Raw genomic sequence first — 20,257 nt, forward strand, 5'->3', positions numbered from 1 at the left:
AGCAATATTAAGCACCCTCGCTCTCCACTGCCCTTGCGAGCTCGATGCAGCGCTCGGCCTCCGCCCTGCTCAGCCCAAAGACGCCAGCCGCGTACTCGATGAACGCCCGTGCAGCCTGGCGACGCCCGGCATCCGGCCGCGCAATCTTCATTGCCAGTCCCTGTACCTGCGCGATCTCTTCAAGGTGGCGCCCGTGCGCCGAGCTGATCGTCAGACCCCCCACATGCCGGCGATGACGGTTCAGCGCCGCCGCCTTGAAAGCGATGTCACCGCGTTCGAGCATACGGATATAGAACAGCCAATCCGCCGCGTTACGCAGCCCGACCATCGCCTCGATCGCTTCCGACAGGACCGGCAACGCGGCGTCGCGCCGCATCACCACGGCGCTCACATTCAGAATGGTGTTCTTCACGCAAAGGCAGCGCCGGATCTCCTCGCGCCCGGAATGGTGATAGTCGGTCTTCCAGAGTTCGGCATCGACATCGCTCGTATAGGCCAGGTAGTCCGGCGCGATGATCGCTCCATGCGCGTCGATCTGTTTGGATTGCGTATAGGCCATGACGATGGCCGGATTGGCGAATTCGGGAATCAGGGCGTCCAGGAAATCGACCTCCGACAGGTCGTCCGCCTCGGCAATCCAGACGAGCGGGCAGCTGGCCAGTTCGAGCCCCCGCGCCCATTGCCTGGAGACGCTGCCGGAATTCTGCGCATTCGGCACGATGCGCATCGGAATCGGCGAGATGGCGCGTAGGCTCTCGAGCACCGCCAGGCTGTCATCCGTGGAGGCGTCGTCGAGCACGATGAGCTCGGACACCCGATGACTCTGCGCCCAGATGGAGCGCAGCCGTTCCGGCAAATACCTCGCATAGTTGTAGTTCGGCACCACGGCCGTCACCCGGTCGGGTGGCATGGCGAGGGTGGTCAGATCCCGCACATAGGCCGGGAAGCTCAGCCGTTCGGCCACGATGCGTTCGCCGGCCTGGCCGGCGCGCCTCCGCAATGCCGGGTCGCGGATCAGCGTGCCAATCGCCGCGCCCATCGCCCTCGTATCCTCGATCGGCGTGGGCAGAAGACCTGTCTCGCGGGCGAGCGCAGGCATCCCGCCGCTCCGGTCGAAGCAGACGACGGGCACCCCGTGCGCGGCGGCTTCGAGAGCCGCGCTCGGAAAGGGATCCTCCCGCGAGGAGAGCAGGAAGATGTCAGCCGCCGAGAGGAAATCCTGGGGCTTATCCGTCCGCCCAGGCAGCAGGATGACATCCCCCAGGTTTTGCGCGTCCATGGCAGCACGCAACCCGGCTTCCAGCGCCGGCTCGATGGCGCCGACCCAAGCGAAGCGCGCCGCTTCCCCCTCGGCCTTCAGGGCCGACGCGATGGCCGGCCACAGATCAAGGCCCTTGCGGTGATCACCGAAGCCCAGGCCGAGGATCAGGATCTCGTCCTCGCCTATGCCGAGCGCGCTGCGTACCCGACTGCGCGCCGCCAAGCGGTGATCCGCTGGCAGGGGGAGGCTGTACAGTCCCTGCGGGCGGATCAGCCATCGATGCGCAGTATCCCCGAAGGTGCCGATGAAGGCGGACCGCACCGCCTCATTCGGAAAGACCACGACATCGGCCTCCGAGGCGACGGTTTTCGCCACCGCCTCCAGCCCATATTCACGGAGGATGCCGGGCATCTCATGGATCAGGCAGATGCTCCGCAGCCCCGCAGCGGCAAGGGCGGGGATGATCTGGCCGGAGACGGTGGTGTTGCAGATGACCGTCGAGACGCCGCTCTCCGCAAGCTCCCGTGCCGCGGCTTTCCAGGCCGCCCGGTCAGCAAAGGGAATGTGCCGCGTGTCCGCGACCGCAGCCATCGCAGGCTGGAGTTCGCCGCCATCGCCAAGAAGCAACTTGATGCCGCGCTGGCCCTGCCGGGTCATTTCCTCGGCAATGTGCAGCACCAGCAAGGGAGCGCCATGGAAGCGGGCGTCGTGGGAGACAATGGCGAGGCGCTGCCCCGCATCGGGGCCACGCCGGGGCGCAACCCGGCGCTTCAGCGGGACTTCAACCACGGTCGTGTCACTGCCGTTGGTCTGTGCTTTAGCATCGCGGTATTGCCGCAGGCGGTCCGGCAGCTGGAGGGAGACGCTCCACCAGGCGAGCTTCACGCCGCGGCTCAGGGCGCGACGCAGGCCGGAGGGCACGTAATGCCCGGCCCGGCGAATGGGATTGGCCGCCCGCCACAGCGTGCTGGCCTCGATCGCCTGCAGGCGTTCCAGGCTGGACTGCAACTCCTGTTGCGCACCGTGGTCAGCCGCAGCCCTGGCATCGGCGATCGCCGCGCTGGTTTCCGCGCGCAGCGCCGCCAGGCGCGTCATGACCTCGGCCTCGGCCCGCGCGCGCGCCTGCGCGATGGTCGCCGCGCATTCCGCCCGCTGCGCTTCCAATCGCGCCGCGACCCCGGCCTCGGCCTGCGCGCGCGCCTGCGCGATGGACGCCGCGTATTCCGCCCGCTGCGCTTCAAGCCGCGCCGTGGCCGAGGCCTCGGCCTGCGCGCGAGCCTGCGCGATGGACGCCGCGTATTCCGCCCGCTGCGCTTCAAGCCGTGCCGTGGCCGTGGCCTCAACCGTAGCGATTGCCGCATCGGCTTCCGCGCGCAATGCGCTCAACCGTATCGCGGCTTCGGCCTGAGCCGCGGCAAAGATCTCGCCCTCGCGCCGCAGGCGCTCCTCCAGCCCGCTCACCCGATGATCGAGACGCAACGAGAGGTAGCGACGGCAATCCGTCTCGCTCAGCGCAATCACCTGATAATAGGCAGGCCCGCCGGGTTGACTGCCGTCATCGCCGCCATGCAACTCGCGCCCGATCCCGCTCTCGCCCAGGCAGAACAGGCGATAGCCACAACCGCGCAATTGCGTCAGCAGCGCATCCGCCGTGGTGCCGCTGACGCGGCGCAGCCACTCGGGGAAAATCTCGAACAACAGGATCGGCCGATCCCGGGCGATCAGCGACTGCGCGCCCCGCAGCACCAGCAGCTCGGCCCCTTCCACGTCGATCTTGATCAGCCGCACCGGCCCCTCGATCCCGAGCGCATCGAGCGGGCGGACCGGCACCCGCCCCAGCGACGCCGCGCCCTCGGGCAGGGCGCCGGGCACGAGAAAGCTGTGGCCGGGATTGCGCTCATCGGGCACCCAGGCCAGCTCGATCGATCCTTCCTCCGCGCCAAGCGCGATCGTCTCGATACGGCAGCGCTCGTCAAAGCCATTATCGGCGATGGACTGCCGCAGCCGGCGGGACAGGTCCTCGCGGGGCTCGAAGGAATAAACCCGCCCCCCAGGGCCCACGGCCTGGGCTGCCAGAACCGAGAACCATCCGATATTCGCGCCGACATCGACGAAGCAGTCGCCCGCCTCGAGCACGGCGAGGACAAAATCCGTCTCCGCCGGCTCCCATCCCCCGCGCAGACAGCCGAGCGAGACGCCGTGATCGGCAAGGTCGAGCCACAGCTTCAGCCCATCACGGATCTCCGCGCAGACCCATTTGCTGCGGGCAAACACGTCGACCGCCATCCGCGCACGGAATTCCTCGCCTTCCAGCAGCCGTTGCCCCAGCGCCGTCAGCGAAGCCGCCTCCTGCCCCGCCGCAATCACCGCCTCGCTCTCCGGCACCCGACCAAGTATCGACATATAAGCCGAAATAACATCCTCACGAGAAACCATATAAATTCTCTTCCTCAGCGAAGATTATTCAAATTTCGACCACGCCCTACGTACACCCGCGCCCCTTTCCTGACACCCCAGGTTGCTCAACACGGCATGCCCAGTCGCAACACCGAGCGATCCGGCATGCATACCATGGCTAGAATGGGGATGCTGCGCGAGTGGTCCATCTCGGTGCCGTTTGAGATAGCCGTCTCCGGATATCGATCAGGGCCTGGCGTGTCGCGAGCGAACTCTCCAAACAGCTCCCGGTCTCCGGCGTCAGCCCACCTCGCTTGAAGGCGAGCACGGCGGCGATTTAGTGGCCGGCGCGCTACCTCGCAACGCCATTACACCATTCCGGCATGAAAAGCTGGACCTCTCGCCATTTTCAGCGCCTCGGCGCCGACGCCTAATGCTTCTCGTTGGCGATAGCCATGTGCCCTTCGGAAGGGCAACCTCCGCAAATTAAACAGAGTCCGGAACGCGATGATCGAGACTTGCGTTGCCGGCTACCCCCGCGCCTACCCAGAAGGTTTGGCTCACGTTCCGAGCTCTGCTGCGAATCGTCGAGGCATGCGGCTGGTTATGACCACGCCACCAAACGGGAAAGATGCAGCGACCACGAATGTAACAGTTGCTGCATTTCGTATTCCTTACTACCTTCCGGCTATGGAACCTTTGGCCCGGTCTCCGCAGAGCACCGTCACGCCCTTTCCAGGGCGAAGGCCGCCCCGGACGCCGCCCCTGCCCTCGCCTGGTTCCGATCATCAGCTGCCCGCCGGTCACCCCCTCGACCTCCTGCTCTGGAGCATCGAGCTCATGGTGGGGGCGGCGGCGATCCACGCCCCGAAGCGTCGGCAGGTCCAGATGCGCGATGGGCTGCTCGTCGCCGGCGAGGTGCTGCGCGGCGCGCGGCTGACGAACTTCCTCAACCTCAGGCTCGGCGACGACCTGGCATGGGGCCCGAGGACGAAGTGGCGGATCAGGACCGCCGGCAACCCGCAGGAGGCGCATGTGGCGTCGAATCTCTGCCACCTCCTTCATCCTTGGATCGACCGCTACATGCATCACGAGCGGGCGGAACTGCTCGGCACCCGGCGCTGCAACGCCATCTGGGTGACCTGGAGCGGCGATCCGATCGGCGAGATCGGCTTCGACCGTCGCCTGCGCTGGTGGAGCGGCCATGCCTCCGATGGCCGCCGGAGCTTCGGCGCGGTGGATCTGCGCGCCAGCGTACTGGCCCATGCGCCCCTGCTCGATCCCCGGCATCCGCAGCTGCTTCCGCTGCTCTCGCGCCTGTGCGAGGGCGCGGCCGGGAATGCCGGCGTGAACGAGGAAGATGTCGCCCTGTTCCGTCAGCAGCACGCCGCCGCCGAGATGTCCCATGTGGCCCTCGAACCGGCCCTCCAGGGTTCCGACGCCGCTTCCGACTAGCGACGACGGCCACTCCATTCCCGCGCCGCGATAACGTAGTGTTCACTTCATATTCACGCATAATATGTAGTAAACAATACAAGCGCGACGCGTGATCGGCCAGCTCGTTGGTCACACAGCCGCCCGCCACAGGACGGAGACCCGAGCGTGACCCTGATGCACATCGTCCCTACCGCGGGGGCGGCCTTCCTGGCCTCCCTGGTGGAATGCGTCGAGGCGGCGACGATCGTTCTCGCCGTCGGCACCGTGCGGGGCTGGAAGTCCGCCTTTGTCGGGACGGGGCTGGGCCTAATCGCGCTCGCCGCCATCGTCCTCGCCCTGGGCCCCGCTTTGGCGCAGCTGCCTGAGCAGATCCTGCAGCTCATGGTCGGCCTGCTGCTCCTGCTCTTCGGCATGCGCTGGCTGCGCAAGGCGGTCCTCCGCTCGGCCGGGCGCATCCCGCTGCACGACGAGGACGCCGTCTTCCGCAGCGAGAGCGCGAACCTCGCCTTGGCCGGCGTCTCGGCGCGGCACGGCGTCGACCCGATCGCGACGGCCACCGCCTTCAAGGCCGTGCTGCTGGAGGGGATCGAGGTCGCCTTCATCGTGCTGGCTGTCTCGGCCGGCGGGCCCGGCCTGCTGCCGGCCGCCGCCGGCGGGGCGCTGCTGGCGGCCGTCGCCGTCACCATCGTGGCCTTCGCCGTCCACCGGCCGCTCGCCCGCGTGCCCGAGAACACGCTCAAATTCGCCGTCGGCATCGTGATCTCCGCCTTCGGAATCTACTGGACCGGCGAGGGCATGGGCGTGCACTGGCCGGGCCAGGACCTCGCCCTTCTGGCGATCATGGGCGGGCTGGCCGCCATCTCCATGCTGGGCGTGCGGCTGGCCGCCGCCACCCCCAACCGGGAGGCTCTGCGATGAGAACGCTCCGCGCGATCGCGGCCGAGATCGTCCATCTCTTCGTCGATGGCGGCTCGCTGGCCCTGGCCCTGCTGCTCTGGTGCGCCGCCATCGGCATCACGACCTTCCTTGTCCCGGCCTTCGCCGAGGTGGCCGGGCTCGGCCTCTTCGCAGGATGCGCCACGATCCTCTTCGCCAATGTGGTGCTGACCGGGCGCTCGGCCTCGTTCCTGCGGCTGCGCCTCGCGCGCCGCCTGCTGGGCGGCGAGGTGGCGCTGGTCGCGGCCTTGCTCGCCTTCGGCGTGCTCTTCCTGGCCTTCGTCGGCCTGGCGGACGAGGTGATCGAGGGCGACATGGCCGATTTCGACCAGGCGGTCGTGATGGTCTTCCGCCACGGCATGGACCTCGCGCAGCCGATCGGCCCGGCCTGGCTGCCGGAGGCCGTGCGCGACGTGACCGCGCTGGGCAGCTTCGCCGTGCTGGGCTTCGTCCTCGCCGTCTCGCTCGGCTACCTGCTGATGCTCGGCCAGCGCGGAGCGGCGCTCTTCATGACGGCCTCCGTCCTGGGCGGCGCGCTGGTCAGCACCGGGCTCAAGCAGGGCTTCGGCCGGCCGCGCCCGGATTATCCGCAGCTCGCCCAGGTCTTCACCGCGAGCTTCCCGAGCGGCCATGCACTGCTCTCGGCGGTGACCTACCTGACCATCGGCCTCCTCCTGGCGCGCGTGACGGCGGAGCGGCACCTGCGATTCTACTTCGTGTCGGTAGCCGTGGCGCTGACGCTGGTGATCGGGATCAGCCGCGTCTATCTCGGCCTCCATTATGCCAGCGACGTGCTGGCGGGATGGAGCATCGGCGCCGCCTGGGCCCTGCTGTGCTGGGCGATCCTGCTCTGGTTCGAGCAGCACGGCCGCGTGACGGCGAGGCGGCCCGCCTGACGCCGCTCAGCGGCGCTTCGCGAACAGGCAGACCAACCCGAAGCAGGCGAGTTGTGCGGCCATGACATGGAAGGCGACCTCGTAGCCACCGCCCCAGCTCACCAGCATCATGAAGAAGAGCGGTCCGCAGACCGAACCCACGAAGCCGAAGAGGCTGGAGGCCGAGGTGACGCTGCTGACCAGCGGCAGCGGCGCGACCCGCGCCAGCTCGGCGATATGCACGCCGTTCCAGCCGATGGCGGTGAAGCCGACGAGCGCCGCGCTGCCATACATCAGCCAGGGGTCGTGCCCCCCCACCATCGCCATCAGGCTGACCGCGACCGCGGAGATGATGGCCTGCAGACCGAGGTGCCGCAGCGCATTGCCCATCCGGTCGGCGAGCCAGCCCAGGATGATGCGGCCGAACATGCTGGCGCCCTGCATCAGCGCGACGACCTGGCCCGCCTCCGCCAGCGAGGCGCCGTGATGGGCATAGACGAAGGTCGCGGTGAAGGCCGTCAGGCAGGCCTGCATCAGCGAGAAGGACGTGCCCACGGCGGTGAGCATGGGCAGCGAGGGATGGGCGCGCAGCGCGCTCACGCAGCGCATCATGGCCGCCGGCTCGATGAGGGCGCGCGCCCAGCGGGGCTCGCCCGGCCCCTTCTCCCCGTTCAGCGTCTTGCGGAAGCCCTCGACGACGACGCAGCAGACCAGCAGCACCGCGATGATCATGGCCAGCGTGGCGGAAAGGCCATGCGCCAGCACGAAGGGCGCGACGATCAGCCCGGCCAGCGCGCCGCCCAGCGGCACCCCCGCCTGCTTGATCGAGAAGATGAGCGTCCGGTGCGCCGGTGGGGCCGAGCGGATGAGGATCTGGCTGCCGGCCGGCGTGTTCGGCCCGTTCCCGAAGCCGATCGCCAGCGCGCCCAGAAGCCCCAGCAAACCCAGCGGCTGCGACAGCACGAGCACGCCGAGCGCCATGCAGGCCATGCCCATCTGCAGCGTGCGGATCGGCCCGTGATGGTTGAGCATCGCGCCGCCGCAGGCGAGGAACCAGCAGATCCCGGCCGAGGAGATGGCGGAGACCAGGCCGATGCTTTCCGGCGCCAGGCCCGCGCGGGCCATCAGCGGCGGGCCGAGCAGCGGAACGGAGATGCTGGCGAAGGAGCAGACCGTCTGGACGAGCAGGGTTCCGGCGAGGGCACTGGCCCAGATGGGCACCTTCAATGTCGTTTCCGCCCTTGTTCGGCCCGGGGATCCGGCCCCGGACTTCCTGGTTCCCGCAACGGGCGGCCCTTGGCGGCAAGCCGGCCGGCGCGCCGCCGTGGAAACTCCCTGATCCTTTATGGGCCGGACCGGCGGAAGGGGCCAGAAGCCGGCCGCGTGTTTGTGCTTTGCGCCATGGCCTGGCCGCCTCCCCCCGCCCGGCGGCGCGTGACGATTTCCGCCGCAATTGCCTTCCATCCGGGGTTGCTGTCGCGATGGACAGGCGCGCCCGCCCCGGTCCATATCCGCGGCGCATGCGCAGTTGCGCTGGAGTGGAGTTGAATGACGAAGCCCCGAGTAGCGAAGGAACTGCTGGAGGGGCTCCGCTCCGAGGCCGTGGAGGAATTGCCGCCGGCCGCGCGGCTGCTCGCCTCCTTCGTGCTGGCCAACCGCCTCACCATCCTCACCAGCTCCGCCGCGGAGCTCGCCAGCCGGGTCGGGGTGTCGGATGCCACGATCATCCGCTCGGTCCAGGCGCTGGGCTTCACCGGCCTGCCGCATCTGAAGCAGGTCCTGGCCGCGACGATGGGCGCCGAGGCCGCAGGCCCGGCGACCGATCTCGACCACACCCTCGCCGAGGCCGGCGAGGGCGCGCGCAACGCGCTCGACCTCGCGCTCGACCTTCAGCGCGAGGCCATGGCCTCGCTCGACGAGCCCGAGGTGCGCCAGGCCATGCTCGACGCCATCTCGCTGATGCATCCGGCGCGGCGCATCGTGATCTATGGCATCGGCCCGACGGCGCATATGGCGCGCTACATGGCCACGATCCTGCAGCGCTCGGGCCGCATCGCCCTCACGCTCGACGCCGCCGGCATCGCCCTAGCCGACCAGCTCCTCGCGCTCAGGGAGGGCGATGTGGTCCTGGCCCTGACCTATGGCCGCGCCTATCGCGAGATCATGGCCACCATCCAGGAGGCGCGGCGCCTCGGCCTGCCGGTCGCGATGATCTCGGATTCCGCCGATGCCATGATCGTCGCCCAGGCAAAGGTGCTGATCCGCGCGCGCCGCGGCCGCACCGGCCATGTGGCGCTGCATGCCACCACTATGGCCGCGCTGGAGGCGATGTCGCTCGGCCTCGCGGGCTGCGACGGCTCCTCCGCCGTGGGGTCGCTCGTGCGGCTCAACCAGCTGCGCCGCTCGGTGATGGGACCGGACGCGTCCTAGCCTCCGGCCCCGTGCCGCTCAGAACCGCGCGGCCACCGTGAAGCGCAGCGAGAAGGGCGCGCCCGGCGTGATGTTGTTGTTGCTGTTCGCCACCGGATAATACTTGGCGCCGAACAGGTTCTCCGCATTCACCTGCAGCTGATAGCGATCGGTGACGTCCCAGAAGAGCGCGGCATCGACCCGCGTGAAGCCCGGGATGCGGACCTGATTGTCGGTCGAGGCGTAGTAGCCCGACTGGTTGATCACGCCGACCGCGGCGCCGATGCGCGGCGTGTAGCTGCCGAAGGTCGGGCGGAAGTCGTAGCGGTTCCACAGCGAGAAGACGTTGTTGGAGAGGAAGGGCACGTTGTTGCCCCGCCGGATGGACGCGCTCTGGTCGCTCGAGATCTCGCCGTTCTGGTTGGCATAGCCGCCGAAGACGCTCCAGTTCTCGGTGATCCGGCCCTGCAGGCCGATCTCGAGGCCACGGGTGCGCGTGCCGTTCACCAGCGTCAGCCGCGTGCTGTCGGTCGGATCGGTGACCGCCACATTGGTGCGCTCGAGCTGATAGATCGCGGCCGTCGCGGTCAGGCGCGGGTTGATCTCCCAGCGCGCGCCGATCTCGTAGTTGGTGAAGGATTCCGGCTTCAGCGCCTGGTTGGTCAGGTTGAGCGAGGCCAGCTGCTCGCCGGCGCGCGGCATGTAGCTGACGCTGTAGCTCGCATAGAGCGAGACCGGGTCGATGGGCCGGTAGACGATGCCCACGCGCGGCGAGAAGCTGTTATCCGTTGCGCTGAAGCGGTCGCCGTTGCGGCGGTTGGTGACCGAGGCCTCGTTGTAGTCGTAGCGCAGCCCCGCGATGAGCTGGAGCTGCGGCAGCAGCTCGATCTGATCCTGCAGATAGAGGCTGACGACGTTCGTCGTGCCGTTGTTGCTCGCATCGGTGGCCGACTGGCGCCACCGGATCGACGGCGCGATGCGCGTGGCGCCGAGGGAGGTGTTGATGCTCGTCGCCGTGAAGGCGCCGTTCGCCGCCTGGAAGTAGCCGGTCTGGCGCAGGTTCGTCGTTTCCTGCCGGCCAAGCTCCATGCCCGCCAACAGCGTGTGCCGCACCGGGCCGGTCGAGAAGCGCGCGATCATGTCCGTCTGGTTGAACAGGTTGTCGCGCTGCGTGGCGTTGTTATAGGCCGAGATGGCGACCTGGCGGCCATTGGCTGCGACCGCGCCCGGGAAGACGTTCTGGTAGAACTTGTCGTAGCTCGCGTAGCGGAAGCGGTTCCGCAACGTGATCCCGTTCTCGAAGTTGTGCTCGGCGAAGAGGTTCACCGCATTGACGTTGGTGTGCGTCGGGCTCTGGTTCGGGTCGCCGAAGAAGTTGCGGATGCCGGTGCTGAGCGGCCGGCCGTTGAACGACGGGATGCCGCGATCGGCCACGCGCTCGTCGCGGAAGTTCTCGTAGCTGAGGCGAATCGTCGTCGCGTCGCCGATGCGATAGGCGATCTGCGGGTTGATGCCGTAGCGCCGGTAGTTCACGCCGTCGCGATAGCTGTCCGACTGGTGGTACATGCCGGTGAGGCGAAGGGCGAGGCTGTCGTTGATGGCGTAGTTCGTGTCGGCCACGCCGCGCACCAGGCCGAAGGAGCCGCCGGTGAACCGCAGCTCGCTCTGGTTGGCGCGCCACTCCGGCACGAGCGTCACGCGGTTGATGACGCCGCCGCCGCCCCCACGGCCGAAGATCATGGCGTTGGAGCCCTTCAGCACCTCCACGCGATCCACGTTGTAGAGGTCGCGGTAGTACTGCGTGTCGTCGCGCACGCCGTCGGTGAACATGTCGGCCGTGGTGGACTGGCCGCGCAGCACGGGCGTGTCGCGATTGCCCTCGCCCTGCGCAAAGCCGGCGCCGGGGACGTAGCGCAGCGCCTGCTCGAGGTTCACGGCGGCCTGGTCGGAAAGCACCTCGCGCGGGACGACGGAGATGCTCTGCGGCGTGTCGCGGAGCGGCGTGTCGGTGCGCATGGCCGTGCCGGAGCGGATGGCCTGGTAGCCGTCGGTGGCGCCCCTCTGCCCTTCCACCGCGAGCGTCGGCAGCGTGACGGTGCCGGCGGCGGGCGCTTCCTGCGCCTGGGCCCCGACCGCCATGCCGCTGAGCCAGGCCAGGGAGGTGGTGGCGAGAAGCCAGGAGGATCGCGGCGCGGCGCGATGGGATCGGGTTGGGAGCATGGAGGTCTCGGCCCTGCAGTTCATTGCGAGTGACTGTCACTCGCGATTTCCCTGCTAAGGGCCGTTGAGAATGCCAACAAGTAGCAAACTCTACATTACGTAGTGTTAACTACTATGTGTTGCCATGCCGCAACATTCGACCTCACGCCGCTCATTCCACGACGATCCGCGTCGGCCGCGACAGCTCCGGCGCGAAAGGCAGGCGCAGCTGGAAGCGATGCGGCCCGGGCGTCATCGGCCAATAGACGGTCTCGCCCGGCGCCGCGACGGCGAAGGGCTCGCCGTCGACATACCAGACCAGCTGCTCCACGCCGGCCGAGGCGGCGGCGCGCAGCGGCATCCGGTTGAGCGCGGCCGGCAGCTCGGGATTGCGCCAGAACCGCGCATTGTTCTCCGGTGAGAGGATGGACAGGCGCGGCGTCGGCCCTTCTGGCGGCGCGGCCCGGATGGCGACGACCTCATCCTCTGGCGGCAGCGTGCCGGGGCGCACCCATTCCGTCAGGGTCCGGCTGCAGCGGCCGCGATCGGGCCGGCCGTCCTGCGCGCAGAGCGTCACGGGCTCCATGCCCGCGGGCGCCGGGAAGCCGCCATCGACGAGCAGGCCCGGCGTGCTGCCGTGCAGGCGCTGGAGCAGCGCATTGGCCAGCGGCCCGGCCGCGTTGCCGCCGGTCAGCCCGTCCATCGGCGCATTGTCGGCCCGGCCGATCCAGACGCCGACGATCCAGTCGCGCGAGAAGGCGATCATCCAGGCATCGCGATAGCCCTGCGAGGTCCCGGTCTTCAGCGCCACGGGGAAGGGAAACTCGGTGGGGCCGTAGCGCGGGAAGCTCGGCAGCCGCGCCTGGGGGTCGGCCAGGAAGAGCGTCACCAGCCGCGCCGCCTCGGCCGTGAGGACCTGCCGGCGCGGCGACAGGCTCTGCCCCTCGTACCAGTCGAGATCCGCGAGCCAGCCATCGTCGCCCAGCGCCCCATAGGCGCGCATCAGCCGCTCCAGGCTCGTCGGCAGGCCGCCGATGGCCATGGAGAGGCCGAAGCGCTCCGGCTGCCCCGCCCCGTCATGCAGACCGAGGCGCTGCAGCATGCCGAAGCCGGCATCGAGGCCCATCCGCCGCAGCAGGTTGGTGGCCGGCACGTTGCGGGAATTCGCCAGCGCCTGGCGCGGCAGGATGGGGCCGAGCCAGCCGCCATCCGCATTGGCGATGCCCGAGGCGCCGTCCGGCAGGTCGCCCATGATTTCCGCGGGCGCGAGGTCGCCGCGCTGCAGGGCCAGCGCATAGAGGAAGGGCTTGAGCGTGCTGCCCGGCGAGCGGCTGGCAAGGGTGTAGTCGAAGGCGCCGCCCGGCGTCGTGGCGAAGCCGGCCGAGCCCATCGCCGCGATCACCTGCCGGTCGGCGCGGCGGACCACCATCGCGGCCACCTGCTGCGCGCCGCACGGCCGCAGCGCCTCCAGCTGCGCCTGCGCCAGCTCCTCGACCATGCCCTGCACGCCGAGGTCGAGGCGCGTGCGCAGCCGGGGATCGGCGGGGTCGAGGGCGGCCGCGCCGTCGCGGGCCAGCGTCGCCCGCAACCGCGCGACCAGGTGCAGCGCGGCCGGGCGGCGCGGCGGCTGCGGCAGGGCGAGCGCCGCGAGCTGTGCGCGCGCCGTGTCGAGCTCGTCGGCCGGAATGGTGCCCTGTGCCGCAAGCGCGTTCAGCGCCCGCTGGCCGCGCGCGACGGCGCGGCGCAGCCCGTCGGGCCGCAGGGGATTGTGCAGCGCCGGCGCCTGCGGAATGGCCGAGAGGAAGGCGATCTCCGCCCAGCTCAGATCCGCAACCGGCTTGTCGAGATAGAAGCGCGCCGCATGCGCGATGCCGTGGCTGCCATTGCCGTAGGGCACGAGCCGCAGATACTGCTCGAGCACCGCCTCCCGCCCGTAGCGCCACGTCAGCGCGACCGCCGTTCCCGCCTCCAGCGCCTTGGACCAGAGATGCCGCGCGGCCGGGGCCTGCATGCGGGCCACCTGCATGGCGATGGTCGAGGCGCCGGAACGCACCTCCAGCCCCGTCAGGTTCTGCCAGGCGGCGCGGGCGACCGAGAGCGGATCGATGCCCGGATGGGACCAGAAGCGCCGATCCTCCAGCGCCAGGGTCGCACGGACCACGCGGTCGGGCAGCGGCGTGGCCACCCAGAAGCCGTATTCCGTGTGGCGCGCGCCCTCCACCTCGCGCTCATGGCCGAGCTGGGCGAGGAACAACCCGTGCCGGTCAGTCAGGATGGGCGTCGGCGCGGGCGCCTGCAGCGAGGCACGCTGCGCGACCAGGGCGCCATAGGCCCCGACCACGGCCAGTGCGCCCAGGCCCAGCATCGCCCGCCAGCGCATCACGGCTTTTCACGGATATGACGCTGCAGATAGTCCATGACGCCCTGTCGCTCCCGCAGGCCGGCCAGCAGGCTCTCCGGCAGCCAGAAGGCGCTCGGCCCTTCCGTCATCAGGAAGACGGTGCCGGGCGTCGTCACGATGGCGTCCATCTGGGACCAAGGCACGAAGACCACCCGCGTCCGGTTGCGCCAGACGAGGCCCTTCTCCCCCAGCAGCAGCTCATGCGCGCCCAGCACCTCGCCGCTCGCCCGATGATAGGCGCGCAGCATCCGGCGCATGGCCATGACCTGCAGGAAGACCAGCGCGAGCGCCGTCAGCATCACCAGCGCAACGCCGAGGAAGAAGACCTCGCTCCCCATGAGGATCCAGCCCTTGGCCTCATGGAGGTCGCTGGAGATCCAGAGCCTGGCCCGGAGATTCCAGTGAGCGGCCGCATAACCCAGGGGACCGCCGATCAGCACGCAGAGGAGCAGGCCGGTCAGCAGCCGCCGCCAGCCGCTGCCGGCACCCCTCACCTTCGCGCCGGCCACCCGCTGCAGGGCCATGTAGCCCGGCAGCTCCAGCGCCGGCACTTGCAGGCGGTAGCGGACGCCCCCCGCCTGGGGATCGGGTGCCAGGGCCCAGCTCAAGGCTCCACCACCAGGCGCAGCCCGGCGCTGCCCCCCTCCACGCCGGGCCGGTACAGCATCACCGCCTCGCCCGGCGGCTGGGTGAACTGGCCGACGACCTGTGCCCGCAGCCGGAAGGCCAGGCGATGGTTGCCGCGCGGCAGCGTCGTATAGACGGCCGTCACCGCCTCGTCGGCATAGCGGGCCCAGTCGGGGGCGGGGCTCGGCGCCGTGGAGGGCGTGGCCTCGGCCGGCGCGGTGGCCAGCGCGGGGTTCATCGGCTCCAGCCCTGCCGCGATCGGCAGGGTCAGCGCGACATGCACGCGGTCCTCCGGATTCACCAGCTCCGCCACCTGCTCGATGACGTCCCCGGCGGCGACGTGGATCGCGCCGTCGGGCCCGGGCGCGAGACGCTCCGGCGGGGCGCCGGCGCGGATGCGGAACAGCGTCGTGGAGAGCACGAAGCCTTCCTGGCGGGCGGGCGCCTCCGCCCCCGGCTGCACCGGCACGTAGCGCAGCTGGGACAGGGCCAGCACGGGCGCGGGGCCGGCATTGGCCACCGCCGCCGCGCCCGGCCGGGCGCCGGTCCAGCGCCGCACCGGGTTCGCCGCGTCGAGCGTGCCTTCCTGCGCCGCCTCCCCGGGCAGCGTGATGCGCAGCGCGGCCGTGGCGCCCGGCGGCACCCAGCTGGCCGCCAGCGCGCGCAGCGCCGCACTCGTGGCATTGGTCGAGCCGAAGCCCTCGGGCCCGCCGAGGCGCATCAACCCTTCCCGCAGCATCGGCAGCCGCGCTTCCTCGGGCGTGGCGCGCGCCACGGCGAGCACGACCTCGGAGAGGCTCCGCGTCTCGGAGGGCAGGATCAGCGGGTTGCCGCCCGTCTCCGAGAGCCCGGCATAGGCGGGCCGCCCCTCGCGCTGCTCGACGCGCACGCGGCCCCACAGCACCTCCAGCAGGCCGGGCAGCATGGCGCGGCTGTCCTCCGGCAGCAGGGCGATGGCGGCCGTGGCCTGGGCCAGGGTCTCCGTCGGCATCAGCGCGGCGCGGCGGGCGAGCTCGGCCGCATAGGCCGGCTCCAGCCGCCCGGCCTCCGCCAGGGCGACCAGCGCCGCCACGCGCTCACGCAGTTCCTCGCCGCGCAGCAGCAGCGGGAAATCCGAGCGCAGCGCGCGCGTCAGCACCTCGGCCAGCCGGTCGGTCGCGGCCGCATCCACCGCCTGCCCCGCCCGCGCCGCAGCCGTCAGGAAGCGATAGGCGGAGGCGGTGAGGAAGACCGAGCCGCGCGTGCCGGGCCAGAAGGCGACCAGCCCGTCGGCATCCGTCGCCTGCTGGATGGCGCGCAGCGTGGCCCGCACATCCGCCTCCAGCCGCCGCTCCAGCCCGGCCGCCGCCATCAGCGGCGCGAAGGGCGAGAGCGCGACCTCCGCCGCCGCCAGGGCGATGCGTTGCTCCACGCCACCGGCCGAAGCGGCCAGCAGCCCGTCCATACCGGCGAGCATCCGCACCAGCGCGGGATCGGTCGCCACCGCGACCTCCCCGGCGAAGGTCCCGGGGCGCGGATCCTGCGCCGGGCCCGGCAGGTCCATCGCAATTCCGGCGTCGAGGGCGGCGATGGCGCGCTCGCGCCGCACCGGCCGGTCCGGATGGATCGGCAGCGCGAGCTCCAGCGCGTCGCCCGCGCCATCCGCGCCGCGGCGAAGCGCGAAGCGAAGCCGGGCCTGGCCGGACGCGCCCTCGGGCACGGTGACCGGGAAGCCGAGGCGCGCCGGGCGGTTCGGCGCCCAGGCGAAGTCCTGCGTCGTCGTGCCCGTGGTCAGGCCCGGTGCCGCGAAGCTCGCGGTTCCCGCCCCGCCCGCCCCCTCGACCACGCGGCCGATGACGGTGGCGTCGAAGCGGTCGCCGGGCCGCAGGAAGCGCGGCAGCGCCGGCTGCGCGACGATCGCCTGCCGGACGCGGACCTCGCCCGTGCCGAAGCCGAAGCGCGACGGGCCGCTGATCGCCTTGGCGCGCATCCGGAAGACGGTGAGCGTGTCGGGCAGCGTCACGCGGAACCGCGCGATGCCATCGGGCCCCACGCGGACGCTCGGCAGATAGACCGGCACCGGCGTGAAGTTGCGGCGCACGGAGACGTTCTCCTGCCCCCATTGCTCCTCCGCCGCCTCGTCGCCGCCGGGATTTTCCTGCAGCGGGATGAGGCCGAAGGCGAGCGCGCGCGTGTCGCGCGCCGAGACGCGGAGGGGCCGGTCGACGACGAAGCTGGGCAGCGGGTCGAGCGGCTGCTCGCGCGCCAGCGTCAGCACCGCCTGGTCCACCATCCAGAAGGCGGCCTCGCCCGCTATGGGGCGGCCGGCCTCGTCGGTCAGCCGCATCTCGACCTCGATCGCCTCGCCCGGCCGCGCCGTGGCCGGCGCCGCCAGCGCCACGTTCACGCGATGCTGCGCGGGCGTCACGGTCAGCCAGCGCGTGGCGGCCAGGGTGACGGGGCGCCCCTGGTCGAAGGGCGCGGTCGTCGTCGGGCCGGGGCCCGGCAGGCGGCCGCGCATCAGCAGGACATGCACGGCGACGCGCGGCATCTGCTCGCGCCGGATCGGCACCGAGACGCGGCCGAAGCCATTGGCGATCTCCGTCCAGTCGTAGCGGAAGCGGCCCTCCGGCTCCTCGGTCACGACCAAAGCGCGCGCGGTCTGGAAGGGGCTCTGGATCAGCAGGGTTGCCGTCTCGCCCGGCGCATAGGCGTCCTTGTCGGAGGAGAGGCTCACCGTCTCGGCCGGCGGGCGGGACCAGGTGACGGGCGTGCCGCCGGCCATGAAGAGGTCGACGCGCACGGCCTGTCGCCGGCCCAGCCGGTCCTCGGCGGCGAGCTCGACGAGATAGACCCCCGCCTCGGCGGCGGAGAAGTTCAGCGCGGCGACCTCGGCGGCGCTGGTCAGCCGACGCTGCTCCACCACCTCGTCCACCACCTGCGTCGTGTAGCGCGCGGCGCCCTGGCTGAAGTCGCTGGCCTGCAGCACCGAGTTCCAGTGCCGGCGGATCAGCGTGGCGGTATAGGCGATGCCGGCCACGGGCCGCCCCTGGGCATCGGCCACCAGCGCCTCGCCCTCGATGGCGCCAGGCGAGGCGATGTAGCGCGGCAGCTTCAGGCCGAGCACGAAGGGCGGCAGCGCCACCACGTTCTGCACGCTGCGGACCTGGATGTCGTCATCGCCCGTCACCGTGGCCTCGACCACGTAGCGGCGCGGCTGCGCGGTGGGCTCGATGCTCGAATCGAGGTCCAGCCGGGCGGCGCCGCCATCGTCGGTCCGCGCCTCGCGGTTCAGCACGGGCGAGGAGCGGAACTCGCTCTGGCCGGAATAACGGCTGTCGGTCGAGAAGCGGAAGCCCTCACGCCCGGGCGGCGACCAGGGCTCGGGGAATTGCCGCACGCGCCAGGTGACCGGGCGGCCGGCCGCGAGCCCACCGGCGAAGTAGCGCGCCAGCAGGTCGACGGAGAAGGGCGCGTCCAGGGCCACGCGGGACTGCGCCGATTGCGGCGTGCTCAGCAACACCTCGAAGGTGGGCAGGCGATAGGCTTCCTTGCGGAAGCGCATCTCGCCGCAGCTTTCCTCGCCCGAGGTGAAGCGCAGGGTGTATTCGCCGCTGGCATCCGTCGCCTCGTTCCAGAGGTGGTGGAAGCCGCCGGCGGCATCGGGCGTGACGTCCACTTCCCAGCGCTGGTCGCCCGGCCCGTCGATGGAGATCCGCCCCGGCTCGCGCGCGGAGGTCAGGCCGCCGCCCGCGTAGCGGCGCACGAAGCCCTGGATGTGGACGGGGTCCTCCGGCCGGTAGATCGGCCGCTCGGTGAAGACATGGCACAGCAGCTGCGGCGCCTCCCGCCGGTCGGTGATGTCCGCCTGCTGCGTCCAGCCGAGCCAGGGCTCGCCGTCCCGCGCCCAGCCGCGCGGGCCGTAGGAGCGTGGGTTGCGGTCGGGATCGAGCACCAGCGTGTCGTTGCCCTTCACCACGACGATGCGCCGCAGCTCCCGCCGCAGGCGCTGCGGCGTGGTGCCGGCCGGCGCCGTCCAGTCGAAGCTGCCATCGGCGCGGGTGACGCCGCGCAGCAGCGTGGTGAAGTTCTCGCCGGAAAGGCCCTCGAGCCGGATCTCCGCGCCCTCCACAGGCCGCGCGGTGGAGAGCGAGGTGACGGCGAAGCGAACGCGCTCCGGCTCCTCCACCGTGGTCAGCACCAGGTCGGTCACCTGCACGCGCATCCAGCGTCGCGCGCCGCCATCGACCGGCCGCAGGCCGAGCAGGTAGGTGCCGGGCTGGCGCGGCCCGGCGACGCGGGCCAGCAGCGGCGCGACGTCCAGCCCGAAGCGCGCCTCCGCACCCTCGCGCCGCAGCGGCAGCGTCACGAGCTCCGAGACAGCGGGCGAGCCCAAAGCGCGCAGGCGGGCGGCCATGGCGTTGCGGCGCAGATTCTCGGCGCCCGCCCAGGGGCTGGGCGCATTGCCGGAAAGCGGCGGCGCGGTATCGTCGTCGGTCTGCAGGCTCGAGCCCGGGAAGGGCCAGAAATCGCGGGCCAGCGGGTCGATGGCATGGATGCGCAGGTCGGCGCGATCGTAGCCATGGCCGCGCAGTGGCACCATCTGCGGCCCCTCGCGCTCCACCAGGCCCTGCGCCGCATCCCAGCGCAAGGCGGGCCGGTCGGCTTCGAAGGCGAAGCGGGCCGGCGCCGGGGCGCCTTCCAGCGCACGGCCGCGCAGGTCCTTCACGGCCCCCGGCTGGAGGGCGAGTGTATAGGCCGTGTCGGCGAGGAAGCGTGCGGTCACGCGCCAGCGGCGGCCCTCGGCCGTCACCTGCAGATCGTCGACGGGGGGCGTGATGCGCAGCGCCTGCCGCGCCGCCAGGATGTCGGGCGCGGGCACCTCGGCCGAGAAGCGCAGCGCCAGCCCACGCCGGGCGCCCTCCTCCTCCGGCACGCAGCGCATCAGCCCGCTCGTCGCCTCGCGCGAAAGGCCACGGCCGCAGGCGAGGTCGGTCAGCGTAAAGGGTTCCGCGGTGCGCAGGCGGAGCTCGAAGCTCTGGTCGTCGAGGCCTGGCTCATCGGCCAGCGCGAGGCGCAGCAGCGCGACGCGGCCATCGGGGATCGGCCGGTTGAGCACCACGCGATAGCTCGCCGGCGCATCGCGCGCCGCGCGCTCCACCGGGCGGATGCGGAAGTCGCCGGCGGCGAGGCGCTCGGCGCCCGGCGTGGCGGTGCCGGGCAGGGGGCGCAGCTCGATCGTGAGCAGGCGCGCCAGTGCGGCGGGATCCACGGGGTCGGGGAAGGTCAGGACGATGGTGTCGAGACCGGCGATCCCCTCTTCGTCGGCGCCGGGCTGGGTCTGGAGGGGCGCGGGCAGCAGCGGCACCAGCCGCGTGGCCCGTCCTTCGACCGTGAGCGCCACGCGGCGCAGCGGCTGCCAGGGCTCGGCGGGGCGGAACTGCAGCGTGCGCGGACCGAGCCACTGCCATTCGCCGGGGATCGGCGGGTCCATGGCGACGAGCCGCTCCGGCGCATCCTCCGGGCCACCGGCCGCGGGGCCGCGATCGCGGTCGAAGAGGACCGTCACCGGGTCCCAGCGGCGCAGGAAGCGGTCGGGGATCACCGTGGCGCCGTCGGCGCGCAGGGCGCGGTCCAGCACCGGCGGCGCGGCCGGGGCCGCGGGCGCCTGGGCCTGGGCGGCGGGAACGGCGAGCAGCAGCGCCAGGAGGCCGAGGATCGGACGGGACATAGAAA

The 20,257-nt window shown here is 71.1% G+C and carries 10 protein-coding genes; 4 read left to right on the plus strand and 6 right to left on the minus strand.

Annotation, left to right across the window (positions count from 1 at the left end):
* Positions 1-7: 7 nt before the first annotated feature.
* Positions 8-3,697, minus strand: coding sequence for an FkbM family methyltransferase (locus KHU32_RS14035; RefSeq protein WP_213670703.1), 3,690 nt, complete (start codon positions 3,695-3,697; stop codon positions 8-10).
* An 849-nt stretch (positions 3,698-4,546) separates the two neighbouring features.
* On the opposite strand from KHU32_RS14035, the gene KHU32_RS14040 reads away from it, so the two are divergent.
* The 3 genes from KHU32_RS14040 to KHU32_RS14050 all read left to right on the plus strand — a co-directional run bounded on the left by KHU32_RS14040 (position 4,547) and on the right by KHU32_RS14050 (position 6,927).
* Entirely contained in the window at positions 4,547-5,113 is a 567-nt protein-coding gene (locus KHU32_RS14040) for a hypothetical protein (protein ID WP_213670704.1), read from the plus strand.
* Positions 5,114-5,260: 147 nt separating this feature from the next.
* Positions 5,261-6,013 carry a COG4280 domain-containing protein gene (locus KHU32_RS14045; protein WP_213670705.1) on the plus strand — a complete coding sequence of 251 codons (753 nt, stop codon included), beginning with the start codon at positions 5,261-5,263 and terminating at the stop codon, positions 6,011-6,013.
* Positions 6,010-6,927, plus strand: coding sequence for a phosphatase PAP2 family protein (locus tag KHU32_RS14050; RefSeq protein ID WP_213670706.1), 918 nt, complete (start codon positions 6,010-6,012; stop codon positions 6,925-6,927). The genes KHU32_RS14045 and KHU32_RS14050 overlap by 4 nt, the downstream gene beginning before the upstream one ends.
* Positions 6,928-6,933: 6 nt before the next feature.
* Here the strand turns inward: KHU32_RS14050 and KHU32_RS14055 are convergent, their stop codons facing one another.
* Positions 6,934-8,127 carry an MFS transporter gene (locus KHU32_RS14055; protein WP_314071320.1) on the minus strand — a complete coding sequence of 398 codons (1,194 nt, stop codon included), beginning with the start codon at positions 8,125-8,127 and terminating at the stop codon, positions 6,934-6,936.
* A 327-nt stretch (positions 8,128-8,454) separates the two neighbouring features.
* Between KHU32_RS14055 and KHU32_RS14060 the strand changes: the two genes are divergently transcribed.
* Positions 8,455-9,336 (plus strand): MurR/RpiR family transcriptional regulator, encoded by an 882-nt coding sequence (locus KHU32_RS14060; RefSeq protein WP_213670708.1) that lies wholly within the window; start codon positions 8,455-8,457, stop codon positions 9,334-9,336.
* An 18-nt stretch (positions 9,337-9,354) separates the two neighbouring features.
* Here the strand turns inward: KHU32_RS14060 and KHU32_RS14065 are convergent, their stop codons facing one another.
* The 4 genes from KHU32_RS14065 to KHU32_RS14080 form a co-directional block, all read right to left on the minus strand.
* Positions 9,355-11,535 (minus strand): TonB-dependent receptor, encoded by a 2,181-nt coding sequence (locus KHU32_RS14065; protein ID WP_213670709.1) that lies wholly within the window; start codon positions 11,533-11,535, stop codon positions 9,355-9,357.
* A gap of 151 nt (positions 11,536-11,686) precedes the next feature.
* On the minus strand, positions 11,687-13,894 hold the full coding sequence (locus KHU32_RS14070; protein ID WP_213670710.1) for a transglycosylase domain-containing protein: 2,208 nt from the start codon (positions 13,892-13,894) through the stop codon (positions 11,687-11,689).
* A complete protein-coding gene (locus tag KHU32_RS14075) occupies positions 13,894-14,523 on the minus strand; it encodes a hypothetical protein (RefSeq protein WP_213670711.1) in 630 nt (209 codons plus the stop codon). The genes KHU32_RS14070 and KHU32_RS14075 overlap by 1 nt, the downstream gene beginning before the upstream one ends.
* The gene (locus KHU32_RS14080; RefSeq protein ID WP_213670712.1) at positions 14,520-20,252 is read right to left on the minus strand and encodes an alpha-2-macroglobulin family protein; all 5,733 of its coding nucleotides are present in this window, start codon (positions 20,250-20,252) and stop codon (positions 14,520-14,522) included. The genes KHU32_RS14075 and KHU32_RS14080 overlap by 4 nt, the downstream gene beginning before the upstream one ends.
* Between the last annotated feature and the right edge of the window lie 5 nt (positions 20,253-20,257).

Source organism: Roseococcus pinisoli, assembly GCF_018413645.1.
GTDB lineage: Bacteria > Pseudomonadota > Alphaproteobacteria > Acetobacterales > Acetobacteraceae > Roseococcus > Roseococcus pinisoli.

What these genes read in the sequence shown, in the direction of transcription:
- KHU32_RS14050 (WP_213670706.1), top strand. Translation starts at nt 6,010, where the DNA reads ATGAGAACGCTCCGCGCGATCGCGGCCGAGATCGTCCATCTCTTCGTC.
- KHU32_RS14060 (WP_213670708.1), top strand. Translation starts at nt 8,455, where the DNA reads ATGACGAAGCCCCGAGTAGCGAAGGAACTGCTGGAGGGGCTCCGCTCC.
- KHU32_RS14065 (WP_213670709.1), bottom strand. Translation starts at nt 11,535, where the DNA reads ATGCTCCCAACCCGATCCCATCGCGCCGCGCCGCGATCCTCCTGGCTT.
- KHU32_RS14070 (WP_213670710.1), bottom strand. Translation starts at nt 13,894, where the DNA reads ATGCGCTGGCGGGCGATGCTGGGCCTGGGCGCACTGGCCGTGGTCGGG.
- KHU32_RS14080 (WP_213670712.1), bottom strand. Translation starts at nt 20,252, where the DNA reads ATGTCCCGTCCGATCCTCGGCCTCCTGGCGCTGCTGCTCGCCGTTCCC.
- KHU32_RS14035 (WP_213670703.1), bottom strand. Translation starts at nt 3,697, where the DNA reads ATGGTTTCTCGTGAGGATGTTATTTCGGCTTATATGTCGATACTTGGT.
- KHU32_RS14040 (WP_213670704.1), top strand. Translation starts at nt 4,547, where the DNA reads ATGCGCGATGGGCTGCTCGTCGCCGGCGAGGTGCTGCGCGGCGCGCGG.